This window comes from Streptomyces sp. NBC_01260 (assembly GCF_036226405.1).
Taxonomy (GTDB): domain Bacteria; phylum Actinomycetota; class Actinomycetes; order Streptomycetales; family Streptomycetaceae; genus Streptomyces; species Streptomyces laculatispora.
In genome coordinates, this window is the sequence record NZ_CP108464.1 from 4,511,483 (window position 1) to 4,529,193 (window position 17,711).

At 70.0% G+C, this 17,711-nt stretch carries 14 protein-coding genes and 1 pseudogene; 11 read left to right on the forward strand and 4 right to left on the reverse strand.

Annotated features, from left to right (window positions below; genetic code table 11):
• Positions 1-15: 15 nt before the first annotated feature.
• The 5 genes and pseudogenes from OG322_RS20170 to OG322_RS20190 all read left to right on the forward strand — a co-directional run.
• Positions 16-873: a type II secretion system F family protein gene (locus OG322_RS20170; protein WP_123462093.1), complete on the forward strand. Its 858-nt coding sequence runs from the start codon at positions 16-18 to the stop codon at positions 871-873.
• Complete coding sequence (locus OG322_RS20175) at positions 870-1,715, forward strand: type II secretion system F family protein (RefSeq protein ID WP_164494354.1); 846 nt, start codon at positions 870-872, stop codon at positions 1,713-1,715. The genes OG322_RS20170 and OG322_RS20175 overlap by 4 nt, the downstream gene beginning before the upstream one ends.
• A 90-nt stretch (positions 1,716-1,805) precedes the next feature.
• The gene (locus OG322_RS20180; RefSeq protein ID WP_123460115.1) at positions 1,806-2,003 is read left to right on the forward strand and encodes a DUF4244 domain-containing protein; all 198 of its coding nucleotides are present in this window, start codon (positions 1,806-1,808) and stop codon (positions 2,001-2,003) included.
• Complete coding sequence (locus OG322_RS20185; protein ID WP_185095315.1) at positions 1,990-2,418, forward strand: TadE family type IV pilus minor pilin; 429 nt, start codon at positions 1,990-1,992, stop codon at positions 2,416-2,418. Before OG322_RS20180 ends, OG322_RS20185 begins: the two co-directional genes overlap by 14 nt.
• 74 nt (positions 2,419-2,492) lie before the next feature.
• Positions 2,493-2,735 (forward strand): annotated as a pseudogene (locus OG322_RS20190) (Rv3654c family TadE-like protein); the annotation flags it as partial.
• A gap of 79 nt (positions 2,736-2,814) precedes the next feature.
• Here OG322_RS20190 and OG322_RS20195 read toward each other — a convergent pair.
• The gene (locus OG322_RS20195; RefSeq protein WP_329306767.1) at positions 2,815-5,442 is read right to left on the reverse strand and encodes a DEAD/DEAH box helicase; all 2,628 of its coding nucleotides are present in this window, start codon (positions 5,440-5,442) and stop codon (positions 2,815-2,817) included.
• Positions 5,443-5,520: 78 nt separating this feature from the next.
• On the opposite strand from OG322_RS20195, the gene OG322_RS20200 reads away from it, so the two are divergent.
• The 3 genes from OG322_RS20200 (at position 5,521) to OG322_RS20210 (ending at position 9,479) form a co-directional block, all read left to right on the forward strand.
• On the forward strand, positions 5,521-5,874 hold the full coding sequence (locus OG322_RS20200; protein ID WP_003967428.1) for an STAS domain-containing protein: 354 nt from the start codon (positions 5,521-5,523) through the stop codon (positions 5,872-5,874).
• 417 nt (positions 5,875-6,291) lie between these two features.
• Positions 6,292-6,762: an ATP-binding protein gene (locus OG322_RS20205; RefSeq protein ID WP_124284409.1), complete on the forward strand. Its 471-nt coding sequence runs from the start codon at positions 6,292-6,294 to the stop codon at positions 6,760-6,762.
• 281 nt (positions 6,763-7,043) lie between these two features.
• Positions 7,044-9,479, forward strand: a complete 2,436-nt coding sequence (locus tag OG322_RS20210) for a sodium-translocating pyrophosphatase (RefSeq protein WP_329306768.1) — start codon at positions 7,044-7,046, stop codon at positions 9,477-9,479.
• A gap of 140 nt (positions 9,480-9,619) precedes the next feature.
• Here OG322_RS20210 and OG322_RS20215 read toward each other — a convergent pair whose 3' ends face one another.
• The 3 genes from OG322_RS20215 to OG322_RS20225 all read right to left on the reverse strand — a co-directional run bounded on the left by OG322_RS20215 (position 9,620) and on the right by OG322_RS20225 (position 13,938).
• A complete protein-coding gene (locus OG322_RS20215) occupies positions 9,620-11,077 on the reverse strand; it encodes an NF041680 family putative transposase (RefSeq protein ID WP_329306760.1) in 1,458 nt (485 codons plus the stop codon).
• Positions 11,078-11,610: 533 nt separating this feature from the next.
• Positions 11,611-12,485, reverse strand: a protein-coding gene (locus tag OG322_RS20220) for an IS5 family transposase (protein ID WP_329306761.1) whose coding sequence is annotated in 2 segments (ribosomal slippage) — positions 11,611-12,093 and positions 12,096-12,485 — 873 coding nt in all. Because the reading frame shifts where the segments join, the coding sequence is not laid out codon by codon here.
• 226 nt (positions 12,486-12,711) lie between these two features.
• The gene (locus OG322_RS20225) at positions 12,712-13,938 is read right to left on the reverse strand and encodes an IS701 family transposase (protein WP_123466689.1); all 1,227 of its coding nucleotides are present in this window, start codon (positions 13,936-13,938) and stop codon (positions 12,712-12,714) included.
• 327 nt (positions 13,939-14,265) lie between these two features.
• On the opposite strand from OG322_RS20225, the gene OG322_RS20230 reads away from it, so the two are divergent.
• The 3 genes from OG322_RS20230 to OG322_RS20240 all read left to right on the forward strand — a co-directional run bounded on the left by OG322_RS20230 (position 14,266) and on the right by OG322_RS20240 (position 17,568).
• Positions 14,266-14,943, forward strand: coding sequence for a small secreted protein (locus OG322_RS20230; RefSeq protein ID WP_123460110.1), 678 nt, complete (start codon positions 14,266-14,268; stop codon positions 14,941-14,943).
• Positions 14,944-15,085: 142 nt separating this feature from the next.
• On the forward strand, positions 15,086-16,612 hold the full coding sequence (locus tag OG322_RS20235) for a DUF7059 domain-containing protein (RefSeq protein ID WP_185095314.1): 1,527 nt from the start codon (positions 15,086-15,088) through the stop codon (positions 16,610-16,612).
• 758 nt (positions 16,613-17,370) lie between these two features.
• Positions 17,371-17,568, forward strand: coding sequence for a hypothetical protein (locus tag OG322_RS20240; RefSeq protein WP_266411646.1), 198 nt, complete (start codon positions 17,371-17,373; stop codon positions 17,566-17,568).
• Positions 17,569-17,711: the final 143 nt, after the last annotated feature.

A 17,711-nucleotide genomic window follows, 5' to 3' on the forward strand; every position in this document is an offset into this window, starting at 1 on the left:
GGTGCGGAGGTGGCGATGCCGGAGGCGGTGCATGCGGCGGCGCTGTGCGCGGGAGCGGCTGCCTGGCTGGTGGTGGCCGGGCGGGGCCAAGGGCGCCGAAGAGCGGCGGAGTTGTTCGCCGGAGGGGCTGCGGAGTCGCCCCCGGGGGAGCGGTGGGAGAGCGGTCGGAGGCGGCTCCAGGTGCGGCTGAGGGGGCGGTGGGAGTGGCTCTGCCTGCCGGTGGCTCTGGTTCTGGGGGTCCTTGGCGAGTCCGTGCTGCCGATGGCCGCTGGGGCGGTCGCGGTGCCGCTGGTGCGGCGATGGCTGCGGAGAAGGAAGTTGCGCGAGGACCGGGAGCACCGGGCCGACGGAGTGGTGGACCTGTGCGGTGCGGTGGTGGGTGAGCTGAGGGCCGGCCGCGAACCGGGGCAGGCGCTGCTCGTCGCGGTCCGCGGAACAGGGGCGTTGGGCGTGGCGGAGGCGGGGGTGTCGGCTGCGGCGCGGTTCGGGGGCGATGTCCCGGGAGCACTGGGACAGGCGGCCTGCGAACCGGGCCTGGACGGGCTCGCCGGAGTAGCCGCCTGCTGGCGGGTGGCGGTGGACGGCGGGGCCGGACTCGCGGCCGGTCTGGACCGGCTGGAGGGCTCGTTGCGGGCCGAGCGGCGTCGGCGGGAGGAGCTGCGGGCGCAACTGGCCGGTGCGTGGTCGACGGTTGCGGTGCTGGCCTTGTTACCCGTGCTGGGCATGGGGCTTGGTGCCGCGCTCGGGGCGGATCCGTTGAGGGTGCTGCTGCACAGTCCGGCCGGCCTGGTCTGCCTGGTGGCGGGCGGCTTGCTGGAGGCGGCCGGTCTGGCCTGGGCCGGCCGCATCGTCCGGGCGGGAGAAGCGGTATGAGCGCCGGATTCGGTGAAGTTGTCCACAGGCTGGGGGCCATTGGGGCGGCGGCGGGTGTGTGCACCCAGTTGGCGCTTGCCCTGGCCGGTCGGCGGACCGGGCGGCGGGTGCGTCGCAGGGGAGCGGCGATTCTGGCGGTGGACGAGCTGGGTTCGGTGCGTTCTGGCGGCCGTGTCGGCACAGTCGGCCGGGTTCGGCGTCGGCTCGGCCCACTGGTGGCCGGTGCTCCGGCCAGGCAGTGGGCGGCGGCGCTGGGTGTCGTGCCGGCGAGCTGGATTCTGGTAGGCGGTCTGCTGGGGTGGGCGGTTGGCCTGGTGGCGGGCTACGGCGCCTGGCGGTGGCAGCGGGCTCGGCTGGGGAAGGCGCCGCATGTCGCGGCCGAGGAGACGGCGAAGGCCGCGGAGGCAGTACGTCAGCTTCCGCTGGCTGCCGACCTGCTGGCGGCCTGCATCTCCGTCGGGGCGGGTCCGCGAGAGGCGGCAGAGGCGGTGGGGGAGTCGCTGGGTGGGCCGGTCGGTGAACAGCTGGCCCGGACGGCGGCGGAGATCCGGCTCGGTGGGGACCCCGCCGTCGCCTGGGGGAGGTTCGGGGAGATACCTGGAGCTGCCGCTCTGGCCCGCTGTCTGGACCGGGCCGCTGCGACCGGCGCTCCGGCGGCGGAGCCGGTCTCCAGGCTGGCCGAAGCGATGCGGGCCGAGCGGTCGAGCGCGGCGGTGGCGCGTGCGCAGAGGGCCGGCGTACTGATCACCGCGCCTGTCGGGCTCTGCTTCCTTCCCGCCTTTCTCGTGGTGGGAGTGGCGCCCGTGGTGATCGGTCTGGCGACGGGATTGCTGAATCCCTGACGCACCAACAACGGTTCATGCGGTCAATAACGGTTCATGCGGTCAATAGGCCAATTCGGGTAGAAATCTATCTCGCGGGGGTTTGAAATCATGCGGAAAGTAATGAATTGGGTGCGGAGTCTGGTACGCGGGGCTCGGTCGGACAGGGGCATGACGACGTCCGAATACGCGGTGGGGACGATCGCCGCCTGTGCGTTCGCTGCGGTGCTCTACAAGGTGGTCACCAGTGCACCGGTCATGGCGCAGTTGCAATCACTGCTGAAGGACGCCCTCGATGCGAAGTTCTGAGACCGGCGCAGCGCTGGTGCCGGGTCCTGGGGAGGGGGCCGGTGAGCGATCCGGGCCGGTGCGGTGGCGGAGTGACCGGGGCGCGGTGACGGCGGAGGCTGCCATGGCGATTCCGGTGCTGGTGGTGTTCACCCTCGCCCTTTTGTGGGCCCTGATGGCCGCATCGGCCCAGATTCGGTGTGTGGACGCGGCACGGGCCGGAGCACGGGCGGCGGCCCGCTCGGAACCGGAGGCACAGGTGCGGGAGGCCGCCCTTTCGGCGGCGCCGGGCCGGGCTGGGGTCGAGGTGCAACGGACCGGGGCGCTGTGGCGGGTCAGGGTGACCGCACCGACCCCGGGCCCGGGGCCACTGGCCGTCACGCTGAGAGCGGAGGCTGTGGCGTCGGCCGAGGACATGGTGGGGGCGACGCCATGATGCGGTCGGGGCGGCGAGCGCTGTGCGAATGGCTACAGGGGATCTGTGGGCGCTGCGAGCGGCGGGACCGGGGGATGGCCACCGTGTGGGCTGCGGTGGCCACCGTGACGCTGTGCACGGTGTTTGCGGTGGTGCTGGCGCTCGGGCAGGTGGTGGTGGCTCGGCACCGGGCCGGAGGCGCGGCCGACCTGGCGGCCCTGGCAGCGGCGGACCGGGCCTTGGAAGGGCCGGTCGCAGCCTGCCGGGCCGCCCAGCAGGTCGCCACGGCGCAGGGGGCGGAAGTGGTGCGGTGCGCCGTGCGGGGGGAGGTCGCCGATGTGGCGGCCCGGGTGCGCCTCGGGCCGTACTCACCGGAGGTCAGGTCCCGGGCAGGGCCGGCGACGACGGCTCCTGTGGCTACAGGGCCGTCGGAGAGCCCGGAGAGCCCGGAGAGCCCGGAGAGCCCGGAGAGCCCGGAGAGCCCGGAGAGCCCGGCGGCGCGGGAGGGGCGTCAGGTTCGGGAGGGCTCGGTTCCGCTGATGGGTCCGGTGCCGCCGGGGGATTCGGGGGGCTCGTTGTCGCCGGCTCGGCCCGGTCGGGAGGTGCGGATCGCAGGAGTTCGGTAAGCAGGCGCACGGCGCCGCGTTTGTGGAGCGGTTCGTTGCCGTTGCCGCACTTCGGGGACTGGATGCAGGACGGGCAGCCTGCATCGCACTCGCAGGAAGCGATGGCCTGACGCGTGGCGGTCAGCCAGCCGCGCGCGGTGTGGAAGGCGCGTTCGGCGAACCCCGCACCTCCGGGGTGGCCGTCATACACGAAGACCGTCGGCAACAAGGTGTCCGGATGCAGTGGGACGGACACGCCGCCGATGTCCCAGCGATCACAGGTGGCGAAGAGTGGCAGCATCCCGATCGACGCGTGCTCGGCGGCGTGCAGCGCGCCGCCCAGGATCTCCGGGTTGATCCGCGCGGTGTCGAGCTGGTCCTGGGTGACCGTCCACCACACGGCGCGGGTGCGCAGGGTGCGGGGCGGGAGGTCCAGTTTGGTCTCGCCGAGTACCTCGCCGCTGATCAGTTTGCGACGGAGGAAAGAGACGACCTGGTTGGTGACCTCCACGGAGCCGTAGCACAGGCGTCCGTCGCCCCACGGGATCTCGGTGTCGGTCTCCAGTACGGCGATGGCGGTGGTGTCGCGTGCGGTCGTCGAGTACGGCGGATTCGCCTCCTCGACCAGTGCCGCCGAATCCTCGAGGTCCAGCTTCCGGACCAGGTAGGTGCGGCCCTGGTGGAGGTGGACGGCGCCCTCGTGGACGGCGGTGTGGGCGGCGGACTCGTCGACGGTGCCCAGCAGCCGTCCGGTGCCCTCCTCGACGATCTGGACGGGGCGGCCGCCCTCGCCCCGGATGTCAGTGAGGTCGGCCGCCCGTTCACGCCGGGTCCAGTGCCACCCCGAGGGCCGTCTGCGGAGCAGCTTCGCGGCTTCCAGCTGTGGCAGCAGTTCGGCCGCGGCGGGCCCGAAGAGTTCCAGGTCGGGTTCGGTGAGCGGCAGTTCCGCCGCGGCGGCACACAGGTGGGGGGCCAGGACGTACGGGTTGTCCGGATCGAGGACGGTCGACTCCACCGGCTGCTGGAACAGCGCCTCGGGGTGGTGGACGAGGAAGGTGTCCAGCGGGTCGTCACGGGCCACCAGGATGGCGAGGGCGCCCTGGCCCGCTCGTCCCGCACGGCCGGCCTGTTGCCACAGCGAAGCCCTCGTACCGGGGTAGCCCGCGATGACGACGGCGTCCAGGCCGGAGACGTCGATGCCGAGTTCGAGGGCGGTCGTGGCGGACAGGCCGAGAAGCTGACCGGAGTGCAGGGCGCGTTCCAGGGCGCGGCGTTCCTCGGGCAGATATCCCCCGCGATAGGCGGCGACGCGGGCCGGCAAGGAGCGGTCGATCTCCGCGAGGCGTTCCTTGGCGATGACCGAGATGAGCTCCGCGCCCCGCCGGGAGCGTACGAAAGCGACTGAGCGCACGCCCTGCACGGTCAGATCGGTGAGCAGGTCGGCGGTCTCCGCCGTGGCGGTGCGGCGCACGGGGGCGCCCTTCTCGCCGTGCAGCTCCGTCAGGGGCGGCTCCCACAGGGCGAAGACCAGTTCGCCGCGCGGGGAGGCGTCGTCGGCGACCTCGACGACCGGGAGGCCGGTGAGGCGGCCCGCCGCGGCCGAGGGCTCCGCCGCGGTGGCGGAGGCCAGGAGGAAGACGGGATCGGCGCCGTAGCGGGCGCACAGGCGGCGGAGCCGGCGCACCACCTGGGCGACGTGGGAGCCGAAGACACCCCGGTAGGTGTGGCACTCGTCGATGACGACATAGCGCAGGGCGCGCAGGAAGGAGGACCAGCGGGGGTGGGACGGGAGGATCCCGCGGTGCAGCATGTCGGGGTTGGTGAGGACGTAGTTGGCGTACTGACGTACCCATTCGCGTTCCTCGACGGGGGTGTCGCCGTCGTAGACGGCGGGACGGATCCCGTTGCCCAGCGGGGCCGCGAGCTCCTTCACCGAGCGCCTCTGGTCGGCGGCCAGGGCCTTGGTGGGGGCGAGGTAGAGGGCGGTCGCGCCACGGCCGTTGGGAGCCTCGGAGCCGTCCAGGAGGGCGCTGAGGACCGGGGCGAGGTAGGCCAGCGACTTGCCGGAGGCGGTGCCGGTCGCGATGACGACCGACTCGCCGTCCAGAGCGTGCTCCGCCGCAGCCGCCTGATGGGCCCAGGGATGATCGATTCCGGTTTTCTGGATGGCGGCGATCACTTCTGGACGGATGCGATCGGGCCAGATGGCATGGGTTCCCGTACGCGGGGGCAAGTGCTCCGTATGAGTGATGCGCGCGGACCGGTTCGCCCCTGCGGCGAGCCGGTCGAGGACCATGTCCGGAGAGGGGCGGGAGCCCCCGCTCTCGGGCGGTCGACTGGGGCGGTGATTCTTGGCCATCGGGACCGAGTGTGTCACTGGCGAGGCGGACAATGGTCCCAAGGCGTCGTGCATGACAGCTGGTAAGTGATTGAATGCCATCGCGGCTGGCGATCCGTCCCCTGGCTCCGCCGGGGAGACCGAGGGGCGACCGCTCGATAGCAAGGTGCTGGAGGATCCGTGGACCTGTCCTTGTCGACTCGCAATGTGTCCGGCCCTGGTGGCGACCGTACGGTCGTCGAGGTCGGTGGCGAGATTGATGTGTATACCGCGCCCAAGCTGCGCGAGCAGTTGGTCGAGTTGGTGAATGACGGCAGCTATCACTTGGTTGTCGACATGGAAGGCGTCGACTTTCTCGACTCCACCGGCCTCGGCGTGCTCGTGGGCGGCTTGAAGCGTGTTCGGGCCCATGAGGGCTCGTTGCGCCTGGTCTGCAACCAGGAGCGCATTCTCAAGATTTTCCGGATCACCGGTCTGACCAAGGTGTTCCCGATTCACACCACGGTCGACGAGGCCGTCGCGGCAACCGACTGACGGCCTGCCCGCGGTCGGATCGGCTCAAGGGCCGGTCCGGCGGCAGCGGGCGCCACCGCGGTCGGTGCCGTCGGCAGCTCCGGAGAAAGACAGCTGGAGTGAGGACGGCGGTTCGTCGGCGGCCGGTGGACTCCGGTGGCTGGCGTCCGTCATCGGCCCGTCACTCGGTCGGCGGTCGTTGGCTGATCTTTTTTTGCCGGTCTGTTTGACGGCCGGTCGCTCACACGATCAGCCGTCAGCCAGCCGTCAGCCGTCAGGCAGCGGTCGAACATTGTCCGGACAGCATCCGTCGGGCCGGTGTCCGGCGGGTGCCGGGCAGGTGCGTCGGTCGGCGGTGTTTCGGAGAGACAGAGCCAGGAGTGCCGGGCCACCCGCCCGGTTCCTGGAATGCACACACGTACGTTCGAGGGGGATTGCATGGCCACCGTTGAACTCCGCTTCAGCGCCCAGCCCGAACACGTCAGAACGGCCCGCCTCGTGGCGGCTGCCGTGGCGCGCCGGGCCGGGGTCGACGAGGCCGTGCTCGACGAGGTCAGACTCGCCGTGGGAGAGGCATGCAGTCGCGCGGTCGGGCTGCACCGCAGCCACGGCATCACCGCTCCCGTCACAGTCATTCTGACCGAGGAGGAGAAGTCATTCTCCATCGAGGTCGGCGACGAGGTACCGGGGCCGGGCAGTGACGGGGCCGTATCCGGCGTGTCCGGACGCGGCGCCACGCCCGGCGTGGGACCGGATGAGCCGGAACCCGATCCGGAGGGCGACGGCGAGGACGAGATGGGCCTCGCGGTCATCAGCGGCCTGGTCGACGACGTGGAAGTCAGATCCGGCGCTGATGGCGGAGTCATCCGGATGAGCTGGCCGAAGACGCCGGCAACGGTACAGCCCTGAGAGGGGCGCGTCCCGGGGCGGTTCGGCCGGCCCGGTGGCGCGGGTGGTCACCCCTTGATCAGTTTTCGAGGCCCTGCTGAGCAGGGCCTTTTTCATTTCTGCTTGATCAGTGGTCTACGGACAATGCGTCTGCCCCATTACTGCATTCGGTCCAGTCGGCGAAGGTGATCAATTGCCGTTCGGTGGATGAAGGTCAATTACATTTACCGCGCACTGTTTTGATCGTGTTCTGCTACCTACAATCCGTCCACGTCTTGAGCGCTGAGCGTCAAGGAGGACGTATGGCGGGGTTCGGCACCACACCACTGGCAGAACTGACGCAGTTTTCCGCACTTTCCGACCCACCCACCACTCTTGCGGCAGCGGTACTCACCGATGACAACCGTGTCATCGTGATCGTCGTCGCGGTCGTCGCCGTCGCGGCACTGCTGCTCGCCCAGCTGCTGGCACGCCAGGTGCTGGCGGCAGGTGAGGGCACCGACCGCATGAGGGAGATCGCGGCGGCCGTCCAGGAAGGCGCAAATGCCTATCTCGCCCGGCAGTTGCGCACCGTAGGCATCTTTGCCGTCGTGGTCTTCTTCCTGCTTCTGCTGCTTCCGGCCGACAACTGGGCGCAGCGCGCAGGCCGTTCGGCGTTCTTCCTGGTGGGTGCGCTTTTCTCGGCGGCCACCGGATACATCGGGATGCGGCTCGCCGTCCGGAGCAATGTGCGGGTGGCTGCCGCCGCGCGTGAGGCGACTCCCGCGGAAGGCGAACCGGAAAAGGATCTCACCGCCGTTTCGCACAAAGCAATGAAGATCGCATTCCGTACCGGGGGTGTGGTCGGCATGATCACCGTGGGCCTCGGTCTCCTGGGTGCTTCCTGCGTGGTGCTCGGCTACGCCGCCGATGCGCCCAAGGTGCTGGAGGGCTTCGGACTCGGTGCGGCGCTGATCGCGATGTTCATGAGGGTCGGCGGCGGCATCTTCACCAAGGCCGCCGATGTCGGTGCCGACCTGGTCGGCAAGGTGGAACAGGGCATCCCGGAGGACGATCCGCGCAATGCCGCCACCATCGCCGACAACGTGGGCGACAACGTCGGGGACTGCGCGGGCATGGCGGCCGACCTCTTCGAGTCGTACGCCGTGACGCTGGTCGCCGCGCTCATCCTCGGCAAGGCCGCTTTCGGCGACGCGGGGCTGGCCTTTCCCCTGATCGTGCCCGCGATCGGCGTGCTCACCGCGATGATCGGCGTCTTCGCGGTCGCCCCGCGGCGCAGCGACCGCAGCGGGATGACCGCCATCAACCGCGGGTTCTTCATCTCGGCGGCCATCTCGCTCGCTCTGGTGGCCGTGGCGGTCTTCGTCTACCTGCCGTCCTCGTACGCGGATCTGGACGGTGTCACCGATGCGTCCATCACCTCGCACGGCGGGGATCCGCGCGTGTTCGCCCTGGTCGCCGTGGCCATCGGCATCGTGCTGGCAGCCCTGATCCAGCAGTTGACGGGCTACTTCACCGAGACCAACCGGCGTCCCGTCAGGGACATCGGCAAGTCCTCACTGACCGGGCCGGCCACCGTCGTACTCGCCGGTATCTCCATCGGTCTGGAGTCCGCCGTCTACACCGCGCTGCTGATCGGGCTCGGCGTCTACGGGGCGTTCCTGCTCGGCGGTACGTCGATCATGCTGGCGCTCTTCGCGGTGGCACTGGCCGGGACCGGGCTGCTCACCACCGTCGGGGTCATCGTCGCCATGGACACCTTCGGCCCGGTCTCCGACAACGCTCAGGGCATCGCCGAGATGTCCGGCGATGTCACCGGCGCGGGTGCCCAGGTCCTCACCGACCTGGACGCCGTCGGCAACACCACCAAGGCCATCACCAAGGGCATCGCCATCGCCACCGCCGTTCTGGCGGCGGCGGCGCTCTTCGGCTCCTACCGCGACGCGATCGCCACCGCGGTCGACGACGTCGGTGCCTCGGCCGGGGAGATGGGGCTGAGCCTGGACATCTCGCAGCCCAACAACCTGGTGGGCCTGATCCTCGGTGCCGCGGTCGTCTTCCTCTTCTCCGGCCTGGCCATCAACGCGGTGTCCCGGTCCGCCGGGGCGGTGGTCTACGAGGTGCGCCGGCAGTTCCGTGAGCACCCCGGGATCATGGACTACACCGAGAAGCCCGAGTACGGGCGCGTCGTCGACATCTGCACCAAGGACGCGCTGCGCGAGCTGGCCACGCCCGGTCTGCTGGCGGTGCTGGCGCCGATCGCGGTCGGTTTCAGCTTCGGGGTCGGGGCGCTCGGTTCGTATCTCGCCGGTGCGATCGGCACCGGGACGCTGATGGCGGTCTTCCTCGCCAATTCCGGCGGTGCGTGGGACAACGCCAAGAAGCTCGTCGAGGACGGTCATCACGGCGGCAAGGGGAGCGACGCCCATGCCGCGACCGTCATCGGTGACACGGTCGGTGACCCGTTCAAGGACACGGCCGGCCCGGCGATCAACCCGCTGCTCAAGGTGATGAACCTGGTGGCACTGCTCATCGCACCCGCGGTGGTGAAGTTCAGCTACGGCGCGGACGCGAGCGCCGGGGTGCGCGCGGTGGTGGCCGTGCTCGCCATCGGGGTCATCGTCGGTGCGGTCTACGTCTCCAAGCGGCGCGGGATCGCTGTGGGGGACGAGGGCGGCTCCGGAGGCGAGGACGGGGGCAGTTCGGCCAGGCCGGCCGACCCGGCGGCCGTGCAGTGAGCCGCCCGTCGCAGGGAGGCCGCGTCAACAACGCTCCCGGTCGGCACGGCTAGACGATGTGAGGTCAAGGAACGGGCGGGCGAGGCATTCTGATGCGTCGTCCGCCCGTTGGTCCGTCCGAACGAGTGCTAGCTTGATCTTTAACCTGTGCGGCGTGGACGTGGAGTCGTTGGCTTCTTCGTCCGTCGCTTTGTGGAGTCTGGTTTGCCGACTGTGTGCACGTCGTAGCGTGCGGTGGGTTGGTTGTTTCTGCGGCCGGGTGGCCGTCCTGGGCCGGGCTGAGAGGATTTCGGTGCTCCGGCTGGGCAGGCGGCCTTCGGCCGGAGGTGCCGAAAATCGCGGCGGACTCGTGCAGGGGTAAGCCTGTCCGCGGGACTTGGCTTCTCCCAGGGTCGGCGCAGGTCCGCCGCCAGGGGGCGGGCGAGCCGGAGCTGGGTGAAGACCACGAGGATCAGCCAGGTCCAGCGGTCGGCGGCTTCGGGGCTGCGGATCTTCGGGCAGGTCCAGCCCAGGGTCTGTTTGAACAGCCGGAAGGTGTGCTCGATGTCGAAGCGCCGCAGGAATGCCTGCCAGAGCAGATCGACTTCCGCCTCAGTGGCGTCGAGCCCTGACCACCACAGCCAGACCGGCTTCGGTGTTGCCCCGCTGGGCAGGTGCTCGACCTGCAAACGGATCACCGTGCCCTCGATAACCGGCAAAGCACCCAGCTGAGCGGTCCAGGCCGAGCGATGGGTCAGTCTCGGGTGGAGCCGGTCCCAGGCCCGGGCGACGGCGGTGCCATAGAGGCGGGTTGCGGTCACCGTCTGCGCGTCGGGAGTGTTCCAGGTGGACGGGTCACCGAATACGAACTCGCCGCCATGGCGGGGCGGCCGACCCCGGACACCGGGTTCGCGGGGCGGGACCGACCGTCGCAGGACACGGTCCGAACGCATCCGGCCCAGCACCTGCACCGGTAGATCCTTGAGCAGGAAGGCCAGGCGGGGCACGTCGTAGCCGGCGTCCACGACGATCAGGATCTCCGGATCGCCGTCCTTCCACTGCCCGGCATCGATCAGCCGCTCGACGAGATCGCGCATCTGCCCGGCAGTGACGGTGGCGGCGTCATCGCCCGGTGCCAGACGCAGTGCGTCCAGCGGTGCGGTCCAGGAACTGCGGCCTGTCTCCAGCGCGCAGATCACCGAGTAGGGCCAGCCGGGCACGGGAATGTGCTGGTCCCTGCCCCGCCCGTAGGTGTGGCACAGGATCCGCTGCGGTGAGGTGTGGGCACTGGGCCGCAGCCAGCAGGTCAGGTCGGCGGCCAGGACCAGCCGGCCGTCCGCCGCCCGTGGCAGCGGCACCGTGGCCAGGCCCCGTCGCAGCCGGGCGACGTCGACCCGGCCCGCGGACAGGGCGTCGTAGAGCCCGCCATGCCCGCGACGGTGTTCGCCCACCAGCGACAGTTCCACCAGCGACCGGACCGGACCATCCGCGCACAACACCGCGTCCGCGAGTTCGAACAGCGCATCCGCACGCTTGGTCAGACAGGAGTAGAACTCACCCCGGAAGCGTGACAGTTCCGCAAACGGATCCTGCCCGACAGCATGGTGCGACAGACTCATCCCCACGGCCTTCGTGCTGAGCGTTGTGTGTTCCTTGGTCGGATCACATGCTCAGCCGAAGGCCGCCCGTGTGTACGGCAGTTACCAATCCGAGTGATCAAGTACGACGAGCCGTTCGGACCCCGAGGTTAAAGATCAAGCTAGGGCCTGTTTCAGAAGTGGATCACCAACGAGCGTGACGCTCGGCTGCAGCATGCCACCAGCCGGGCGGAGAGGAGGCTGCGACCCGGGCGGTCGGCTGGTCGGGGTGCAGTCCATGGCGTCGCAGAGCGTCGGCGTTGATGTGGACGTCGAACCAGCCGTGCCACCGACCGTCGGCACCGACACCACAGGCCAGATCCCAACGGACCTCGGTCTGGTGGAAGGGCATCCAGTCGATACCCCGATCACGCAGTCAAGCGCGAACGGCCGCCATGGGCCGGAGGCAGCCCGGCAGGTTCTCGTAGGCGGTGACAGTGATCCAGTCGGCGCTCGGCGTGGTCATGGTGTCCATCATGCCCGGCGCCGGTCCGGCATGAGGGCCGACGGCCCTATCAGAGCCACTCGTTGATGGCCGCGACCAGTACGGTCGCCTCATAGCGGACGGCGAGCTTGTCGTATCTCGTGGCGACCGCGCGGTGACGCTTGAGGCGATTGATCCCACACTCCACCGCGTGCCGCTCCTTGTAGTCGTCCTTGTCGAACTTCGGCGGCCGGCCACCGCGGGAGCCGCGCTTCTTGCGGTTGGCGATCTGGTCGCGCTTCTCCGGGATCGTGCAGCAGATCTTGCGTTTGCGCAGGTAGGCGCGATTCGCGCGGGAGCCGTACGCCTTGTCGGCGCGGACCTTGTCCGGCCGGGTGCGCGGCCGTCCCGGGCCGAGCCGGGGCACCCGGATGCGGCCCAGGACGACCTGGAACTGCGGGGAATCTCCGCGCTGCCCAGCCGTGATCACCAGCGACATCGGTTTCTGGGCCTGCTCAACCGCGAGGTGGACCTTGGTGGTCAGTCCACCTCGCGAGCGTCCGAGCCCGTGGTCTTCGGGCTCAGCGAAGACGCCGCCGGGCGGCTCAGCCTGCAGATCCCCCTTTTGCGGGCACCGGCCGCATGCTGGTGCGCGCGGGCGATCGTGGAGTCCACCGAGATGTCCCAGGTGATCAGGCCCTTCGCGTCGGCCTGGGCCTGGAGCTGCTCGAAGATGCAGTGCCAGGTGCCGTCGCGCTGCCAGCGGCGGAACAGACCGTAGACCGTCTCCCATGGCCCGTATCGCTCGGGAAGATCTCGCCACGGTATCCCGGTCCGGGTCCGGAACCGTATGCCGTTGATCAGCTGCCGCTTGCTGTGCACCGGCGGCCGTCCGGGCTTGATGCCCTTCGGCAGCAGCGGATCCAGCACCGTCCACTGAGCGTCAGTCAGATCTCCCCGAGCCACGAGGCAAGATCATCGCACGGCCTTGATCCACTTCTGAAACAGGCCCTAGTACTCCAGCCGGACTTCTTCATTGGCGCTGGTCAACGGCTTGGGCGTGGGGAGTGTAGCGGGCTGGAACGGGAGTGGGGCGGTTCTTTGCCGGGCCGTCCCACGAACGTGTGGCCGCGCCGCTTGTAGTGGCAGTGGCGGGCGCGTGCTTGATGTCGGCGACGCCAGTGGGACCACCTCATCGCGTGGTCGCGGTCCGGAGTACGGCGGCTGGGTTCAACTGCCAGCAGACGTCGAATTTCGGCCGGTGTGAGGTCCACGAGGTCGGGTGTGTCCCGCTCGGTGCCCCCTTTTCTCGTTCCTGGCCGGCCAGGACTGCGAGGAAGGCATGCGCGAGCATCGCGAGTGTGATGTGCCGGTACCAGCCCACGTAGCGGCGGACTTCGTACTGGTCCAGGCCGCATTCGTTCTTCGCGCTCTGGAAGCATTCCTCGACCTTCCAGCGGCAGCCGGCGACGCGTACGAGGTCGGCGACGGTGGCTTCCAGGGGTGCGCTGGCGAGGTAGTAGGCGAGTTCGTCGGGCTTGGCGATGCTGCGGCGGGCCAGCATCCAGCGCTGCCGGGTCGGTTCGTCGCCGTCGAATTCCCACACAGCGGGCAGGCGGGCTGCGGCCCAGTCGTAGAAACGCTCGCCCTTCGCGCCGCTTCCTGCTGACAGCCGCTGCCAGGCTTCGGGCGGGGCGTGGCCGATGAGGTGGTCGATGCGCGGACCGTGGACCTGCTGGGACTTGGGCACGGCCACGACGTAGGAGAGCTGGTGGTCTTCGAGGAAGCGGCGGAAGTGGGAGTCCTGGCCGTAGGCGGAGTCCGCGGTGACCCAGCCGACGGGCAGGGGCGAGGCGAGGGCACGCAGGATGATGGCCCGCGCCAGCTCTCCCTTGGTGGCGAAGACGCGGTCGTCGGGGACACGGGCAGCCCGACAGCGTTCACGGTCCTCGGTCCAGGACTTGGGCAGGTAGAGCTCGCGGTCGACCAGGGTGTGGCCGCGGAAGGTGGCGTAGGCGGCGAAGACCCCGATCTGGCAATTCTCGGTGCGGCCTGCGGTGCCGGAATACTGGCGTTGGACGCCGGCGGAGGTGGTGCCCTTCTTCACGAAGCCGGTGTCGTCGATGATCAGCACGCCGTTGTCCGCACCGAGGTACTCGGCGACGTAGGTGTGCAGGTCATCGCGGACCTCGTCGGCCTCCCAGCGACTCCGGGAAAGCAGGTGCTGCAGCCCGTCGGGGGTGGCGTGGCCAGCGTATTCGGCGAGCTGCCAGCCGTTCTTGCGGCCCACAGGGCCAAGAAGCCCACGAACGTAGTCCCGCATCCGACGCCGGGATTCCACGCGGGAAAAACGTCCTCCGATCCGCAAGAGCAGCTCAGCAAGTCCCTCTTCCCACAGGCCCGTTGGTGAATCACTCATGCGAGCGGGCTGCCCGGAACGTTGCCACTCCAAGCAGCGCGGCCACACGTTCGTGGGACGGCCCGGCAAAGAACCGCCCCACTCCCGTTCCAGCCCGCTACACTCCCCACGCCCAAGCCGTTGACCAGCGCCAATGAAGAAGTCCGGCTGGAGTACTAGTTCGTTCAGGCGTTCCCGTACGCAGGGGTTGTGTGGGTGAGTTGTATCTCCCTCACTTTGCTTGGTGCAAATGGCTGCAAAAGGTCACCCATCGGACGCCCGGCGCCCGGATGAAGGGCGCTCGACGTGTAAGTTCCGGGGCCGAGAGCCTTGGAAGGGACCAATCCGGTGAACAAGAAGCTTGCGGCCGCGCTGTCCGGCGGTGCGGTACTGGTACTTACGCTGTCGGGCTGCAGCGACGACAGCGACAACAAGGTGAACGACTGGGCCAAAAAGGTCTGTGACCAGGTCCAGCCCCAGCTGCAGAAGATCGCGAACGCCAACGCCTCCATCCAGCAGCAGACCGCCGACAACAGCAAGCCCGCCGACGTCCAGAAGACCGACTCGGCCGCCTTCCAGCAGATCTCCCAGGCCTACAAGGCGCTGGGCTCGGCGGTCGACTCGGCGGGTCCGCCGCCGGTCGACGACGGTGAGACCACGCAGAAGGAGGCCGTGAAGGAGCTCAACGCCTCCTCCGCGGCGTACGCGGATCTGCAGAAGAAGGTCGATGACCTCGACACGAAGGACCAGGCGAAGTTCGCCGACGGCCTCAAGGACATCGCTGACGAGCTGAACAAGATCAGCACCAACGGTGACGAGGCGCTGAAGAAGCTTCAGTCCGGCGAGGTCGGCACCGCGATGGCCAAGCAGGAGGGCTGCCAGAAGCCGACGGCCTCGGCATCGCCGTCGGCCGGCTCCTCGAAGTCGCCCTCGCCCTCGAAGGACTCGAAGAACTCCGAGGACCCGAAGGACTCGAAGGGTTCGAAGGAGGCGTCTCCTTCCGCCTCGCCCAGCGAGAAGTCGTAACCGGGCAGCTCCCGGCCACGGCCGCACACCCCGAACGAGCAGCTGTACGACCGCCGGCCGGCGGCCGTACGACCGGCCCGGCGGCCCCTGGCGGGCCGGCGGGCCGCTGCCGTTGTCAGTGGGAGCCGCCACAATGGGTCACGTGAGTAAGACCAGCCTTCCCGCACCCGACCATGCGACCCGGCTCCGCGAAGCCCTGCTCGCCGCCGCCTTCACCGCAGACGGGCTCCTCGACCTGCTCGGTGCGCCCGCCTACGCCGCGCTCGCCCGCAGCGAGACCGTTCCCGCGCTGCGTGCCACCCGGGGGGACGCGCCGCTCGACACGCTGGTGCGGCTCTTCCTCCTCCAATGCCCGGTTCCGGCCGGGCGGGCGGCTGCCGTGCTGCCGTTGCCGGAATGCGTGGCGGACGGCTGGCTGACCGAGTCGGACGGCGAGGTGCGCGCGTCCGTCGACGTGCGGCCGTACAGCGGGCCGGACGGCCAGGACTGGTTCATCGTCTCCGACCTGGGCTGCGCCGTCGGCGGCGCGGGCGGCATCGGCTCGCACGAGGAGGGCGTCGTCCTCGGTATCGGCGGCGCGTCCACGACCCTCGCCGGGATCACCGTCCGCAGGCCTGTCGCCTCCGCCCTCGATGTCGGTACGGGCTCCGGCATCCAGGCGCTGCACGCCTCGCAGCACGCCACCAGGGTCACCGCCACTGATCTCAACCCGCGCGCCCTCGGCTTCACCCGGCTCACTCTCGCCCTGTCCGGCGCAGCCCCGGCCGATCTGCGCGAGGGTTCCCTCTACGAACCCGTCGCCGACGAGACGTACGACCTGATCGTCTCCAACCCGCCCTTCGTCATCTCGCCCGGCGCCCGGCTCACCTACCGCGACGGCGGCATGGCGGGCGACGACCTGTGCCGGACCCTGGTGCAGCAGACCGGCGAGCGGCTGAACGAGGGCGGTTACGCCCATTTCCTGGCCAACTGGCAGCACACCGAGGACGAGGAGTGGCAGGACCGGCTGCGTTCCTGGGTGCCGCACGGCTGTGACGCCTGGGTCGTGCAGCGCGAGGTCCAGGACATCACGCAGTACGCGGAGCTGTGGCTGCGCGACAGCGGCGACCACCGCGCGGAGCCCGCGGAGTACGCCGCGCGGTACGACGCCTGGCTGGACGAGTTCGAGGCCAGCGGGACCAAGGGCGTCGGCTTCGGCTGGATCACGCTGCGGAAGTCCGCCGCAGCAGCCGCCGGGGCCCCTTCGATCGTGATCGAGGAGTGGCCGCACGCGGTGGAGCAGCCGCTCGGACCTGCCATCGAGACGCACTTCGCCCGTCAGGACTACCTGCGGAACCAGGATGACGCGGCGCTTCTGGCCGGCCATTTCACCCTCGCCGCCGAGGTCGTGCAGGAGCAGGTCGGGATGCCGGGCGCGGAGGACCCCGAACATGTGGTGCTCCGTCAGAACCGCGGTATGCGACGCGCGACGAAGGTCGACGCGGTCGGCGCCGGATTCGCGGGCGTGTGCGACGGATCGCTGCCCGCGGGTCGGATCCTCGACGCCATCGCCCAGTTGATGAACGAGGACCCGGTGCTGCTGCGTGACCGCACGCCGCAGGCCATCCGGCTGCTGGTCGAGGAGGGCTTCCTGGAGCCGGTGCCCCCGGCCGGCCGGACAGCCGGATGATCCGGATCGAGCTGGACGCGCCCTCGCTCGGCGCGACACGGATCGCGATCTGCCCGCCGTAGGACGCCCTTCCGCGGCTGGGTCTCACGATGCCGCACCGCGCCTGCTACGCCCCCGACCGACGCCCCCGACCGACGCCCCCGATTGGCGCCCCCGACTGGCGCCCCGACGGCTGCTCACAGCGGCCGTCGGGACGGGGGTTCACGGGCAGCTGGTCCGTGGTCCCCTTCGGGTCGGGCGGAGCCGTGCAGAACGTCGGCCCGGCACGCGGGAGACGCTGTTCGCCTCGCCCGCGCCGCTGCTCCGCTCTGGTCCGGCCGCGCTCTGACGTAGGTACTGAACAGCCTTTTCATCAGCGCCTTCACGCTCTTCGCGGCGTGCCTGCTGCTTGGTCCGCGGATTCCGGTTGGCGCCCTGCCCGGGCCGGCCGCGGTCCTGCTCGCCGTGGCGACGTACTGCCGCTGACCCACGCGGCCGACGCGGCGTGTGAGTTGTCGGCCGGGGGCGCCTCGACGTCATGTGAGGGCGTGCGGCGCATCCGTACGTACGACCGGTAGTCGTCGGCCGCACGTACGGATGCGCCGCACGTACGGATGACGTGTTCACAGGCCGGACCCGCTGTTCACCCGGGGTTCGCGTCGCCGACGTTCCGCGGTGCGAGCCTCCCCCCGAAACGGTGCGACACGAAGCCGTACGGCGCGGTACGACCGCGGGCACCCGCCCCGGTCCGCGCCGGGGGGACAGAGAGGCGTACGGATATGGAGAGCGGACCTGCGGTCTTCGCCGGAACGGCATTCGCGCTGTTCGGTGCCGCGCTGCTGCTGTGGACGGGGGCGTGCGTGCTGCACCGCGCGCCGGTGGCGCACAGGGTGAGCCCCGTCGCCTCCGCCGCGCTGGCCACTGTGTTCGGCGCGGTTTTCCTCGTCCTCGGGGTGTGGTGCTTCACACGCGTCTGAACAGATGCCTGAACGCGTGTCCGAATCCGGATCTGAACACGCGTCCGAATCTGCCGCGAACCGCTCGCCGCCCGGAGCGGGCCCGGAACACGCCCGGACTGCCCGCACCTCGCCCCCGGCACCCGCAGCGCAGCCACAGCGCC

Coding starts and splice junctions, on each gene's coding strand:
- OG322_RS20205 (WP_124284409.1), top strand. CDS start 6,292: ATGGCCACCGTTGAACTCCGCTTCAGCGCCCAGCCCGAACACGTCAGA.
- OG322_RS20185 (WP_185095315.1), top strand. CDS start 1,990: ATGCGAAGTTCTGAGACCGGCGCAGCGCTGGTGCCGGGTCCTGGGGAG.
- OG322_RS20195 (WP_329306767.1), bottom strand. CDS start 5,442: ATGGCATTCAATCACTTACCAGCTGTCATGCACGACGCCTTGGGACCA.
- OG322_RS20170 (WP_123462093.1), top strand. CDS start 16: ATGCCGGAGGCGGTGCATGCGGCGGCGCTGTGCGCGGGAGCGGCTGCC.
- OG322_RS20215 (WP_329306760.1), bottom strand. CDS start 11,077: ATGAGTCTGTCGCACCATGCTGTCGGGCAGGATCCGTTTGCGGAACTG.
- OG322_RS20225 (WP_123466689.1), bottom strand. CDS start 13,938: ATGAGTGATTCACCAACGGGCCTGTGGGAAGAGGGACTTGCTGAGCTG.
- OG322_RS20240 (WP_266411646.1), top strand. CDS start 17,371: ATGGAGAGCGGACCTGCGGTCTTCGCCGGAACGGCATTCGCGCTGTTC.
- OG322_RS20180 (WP_123460115.1), top strand. CDS start 1,806: ATGCGGAAAGTAATGAATTGGGTGCGGAGTCTGGTACGCGGGGCTCGG.
- OG322_RS20175 (WP_164494354.1), top strand. CDS start 870: ATGAGCGCCGGATTCGGTGAAGTTGTCCACAGGCTGGGGGCCATTGGG.
- OG322_RS20210 (WP_329306768.1), top strand. CDS start 7,044: ATGGCGGGGTTCGGCACCACACCACTGGCAGAACTGACGCAGTTTTCC.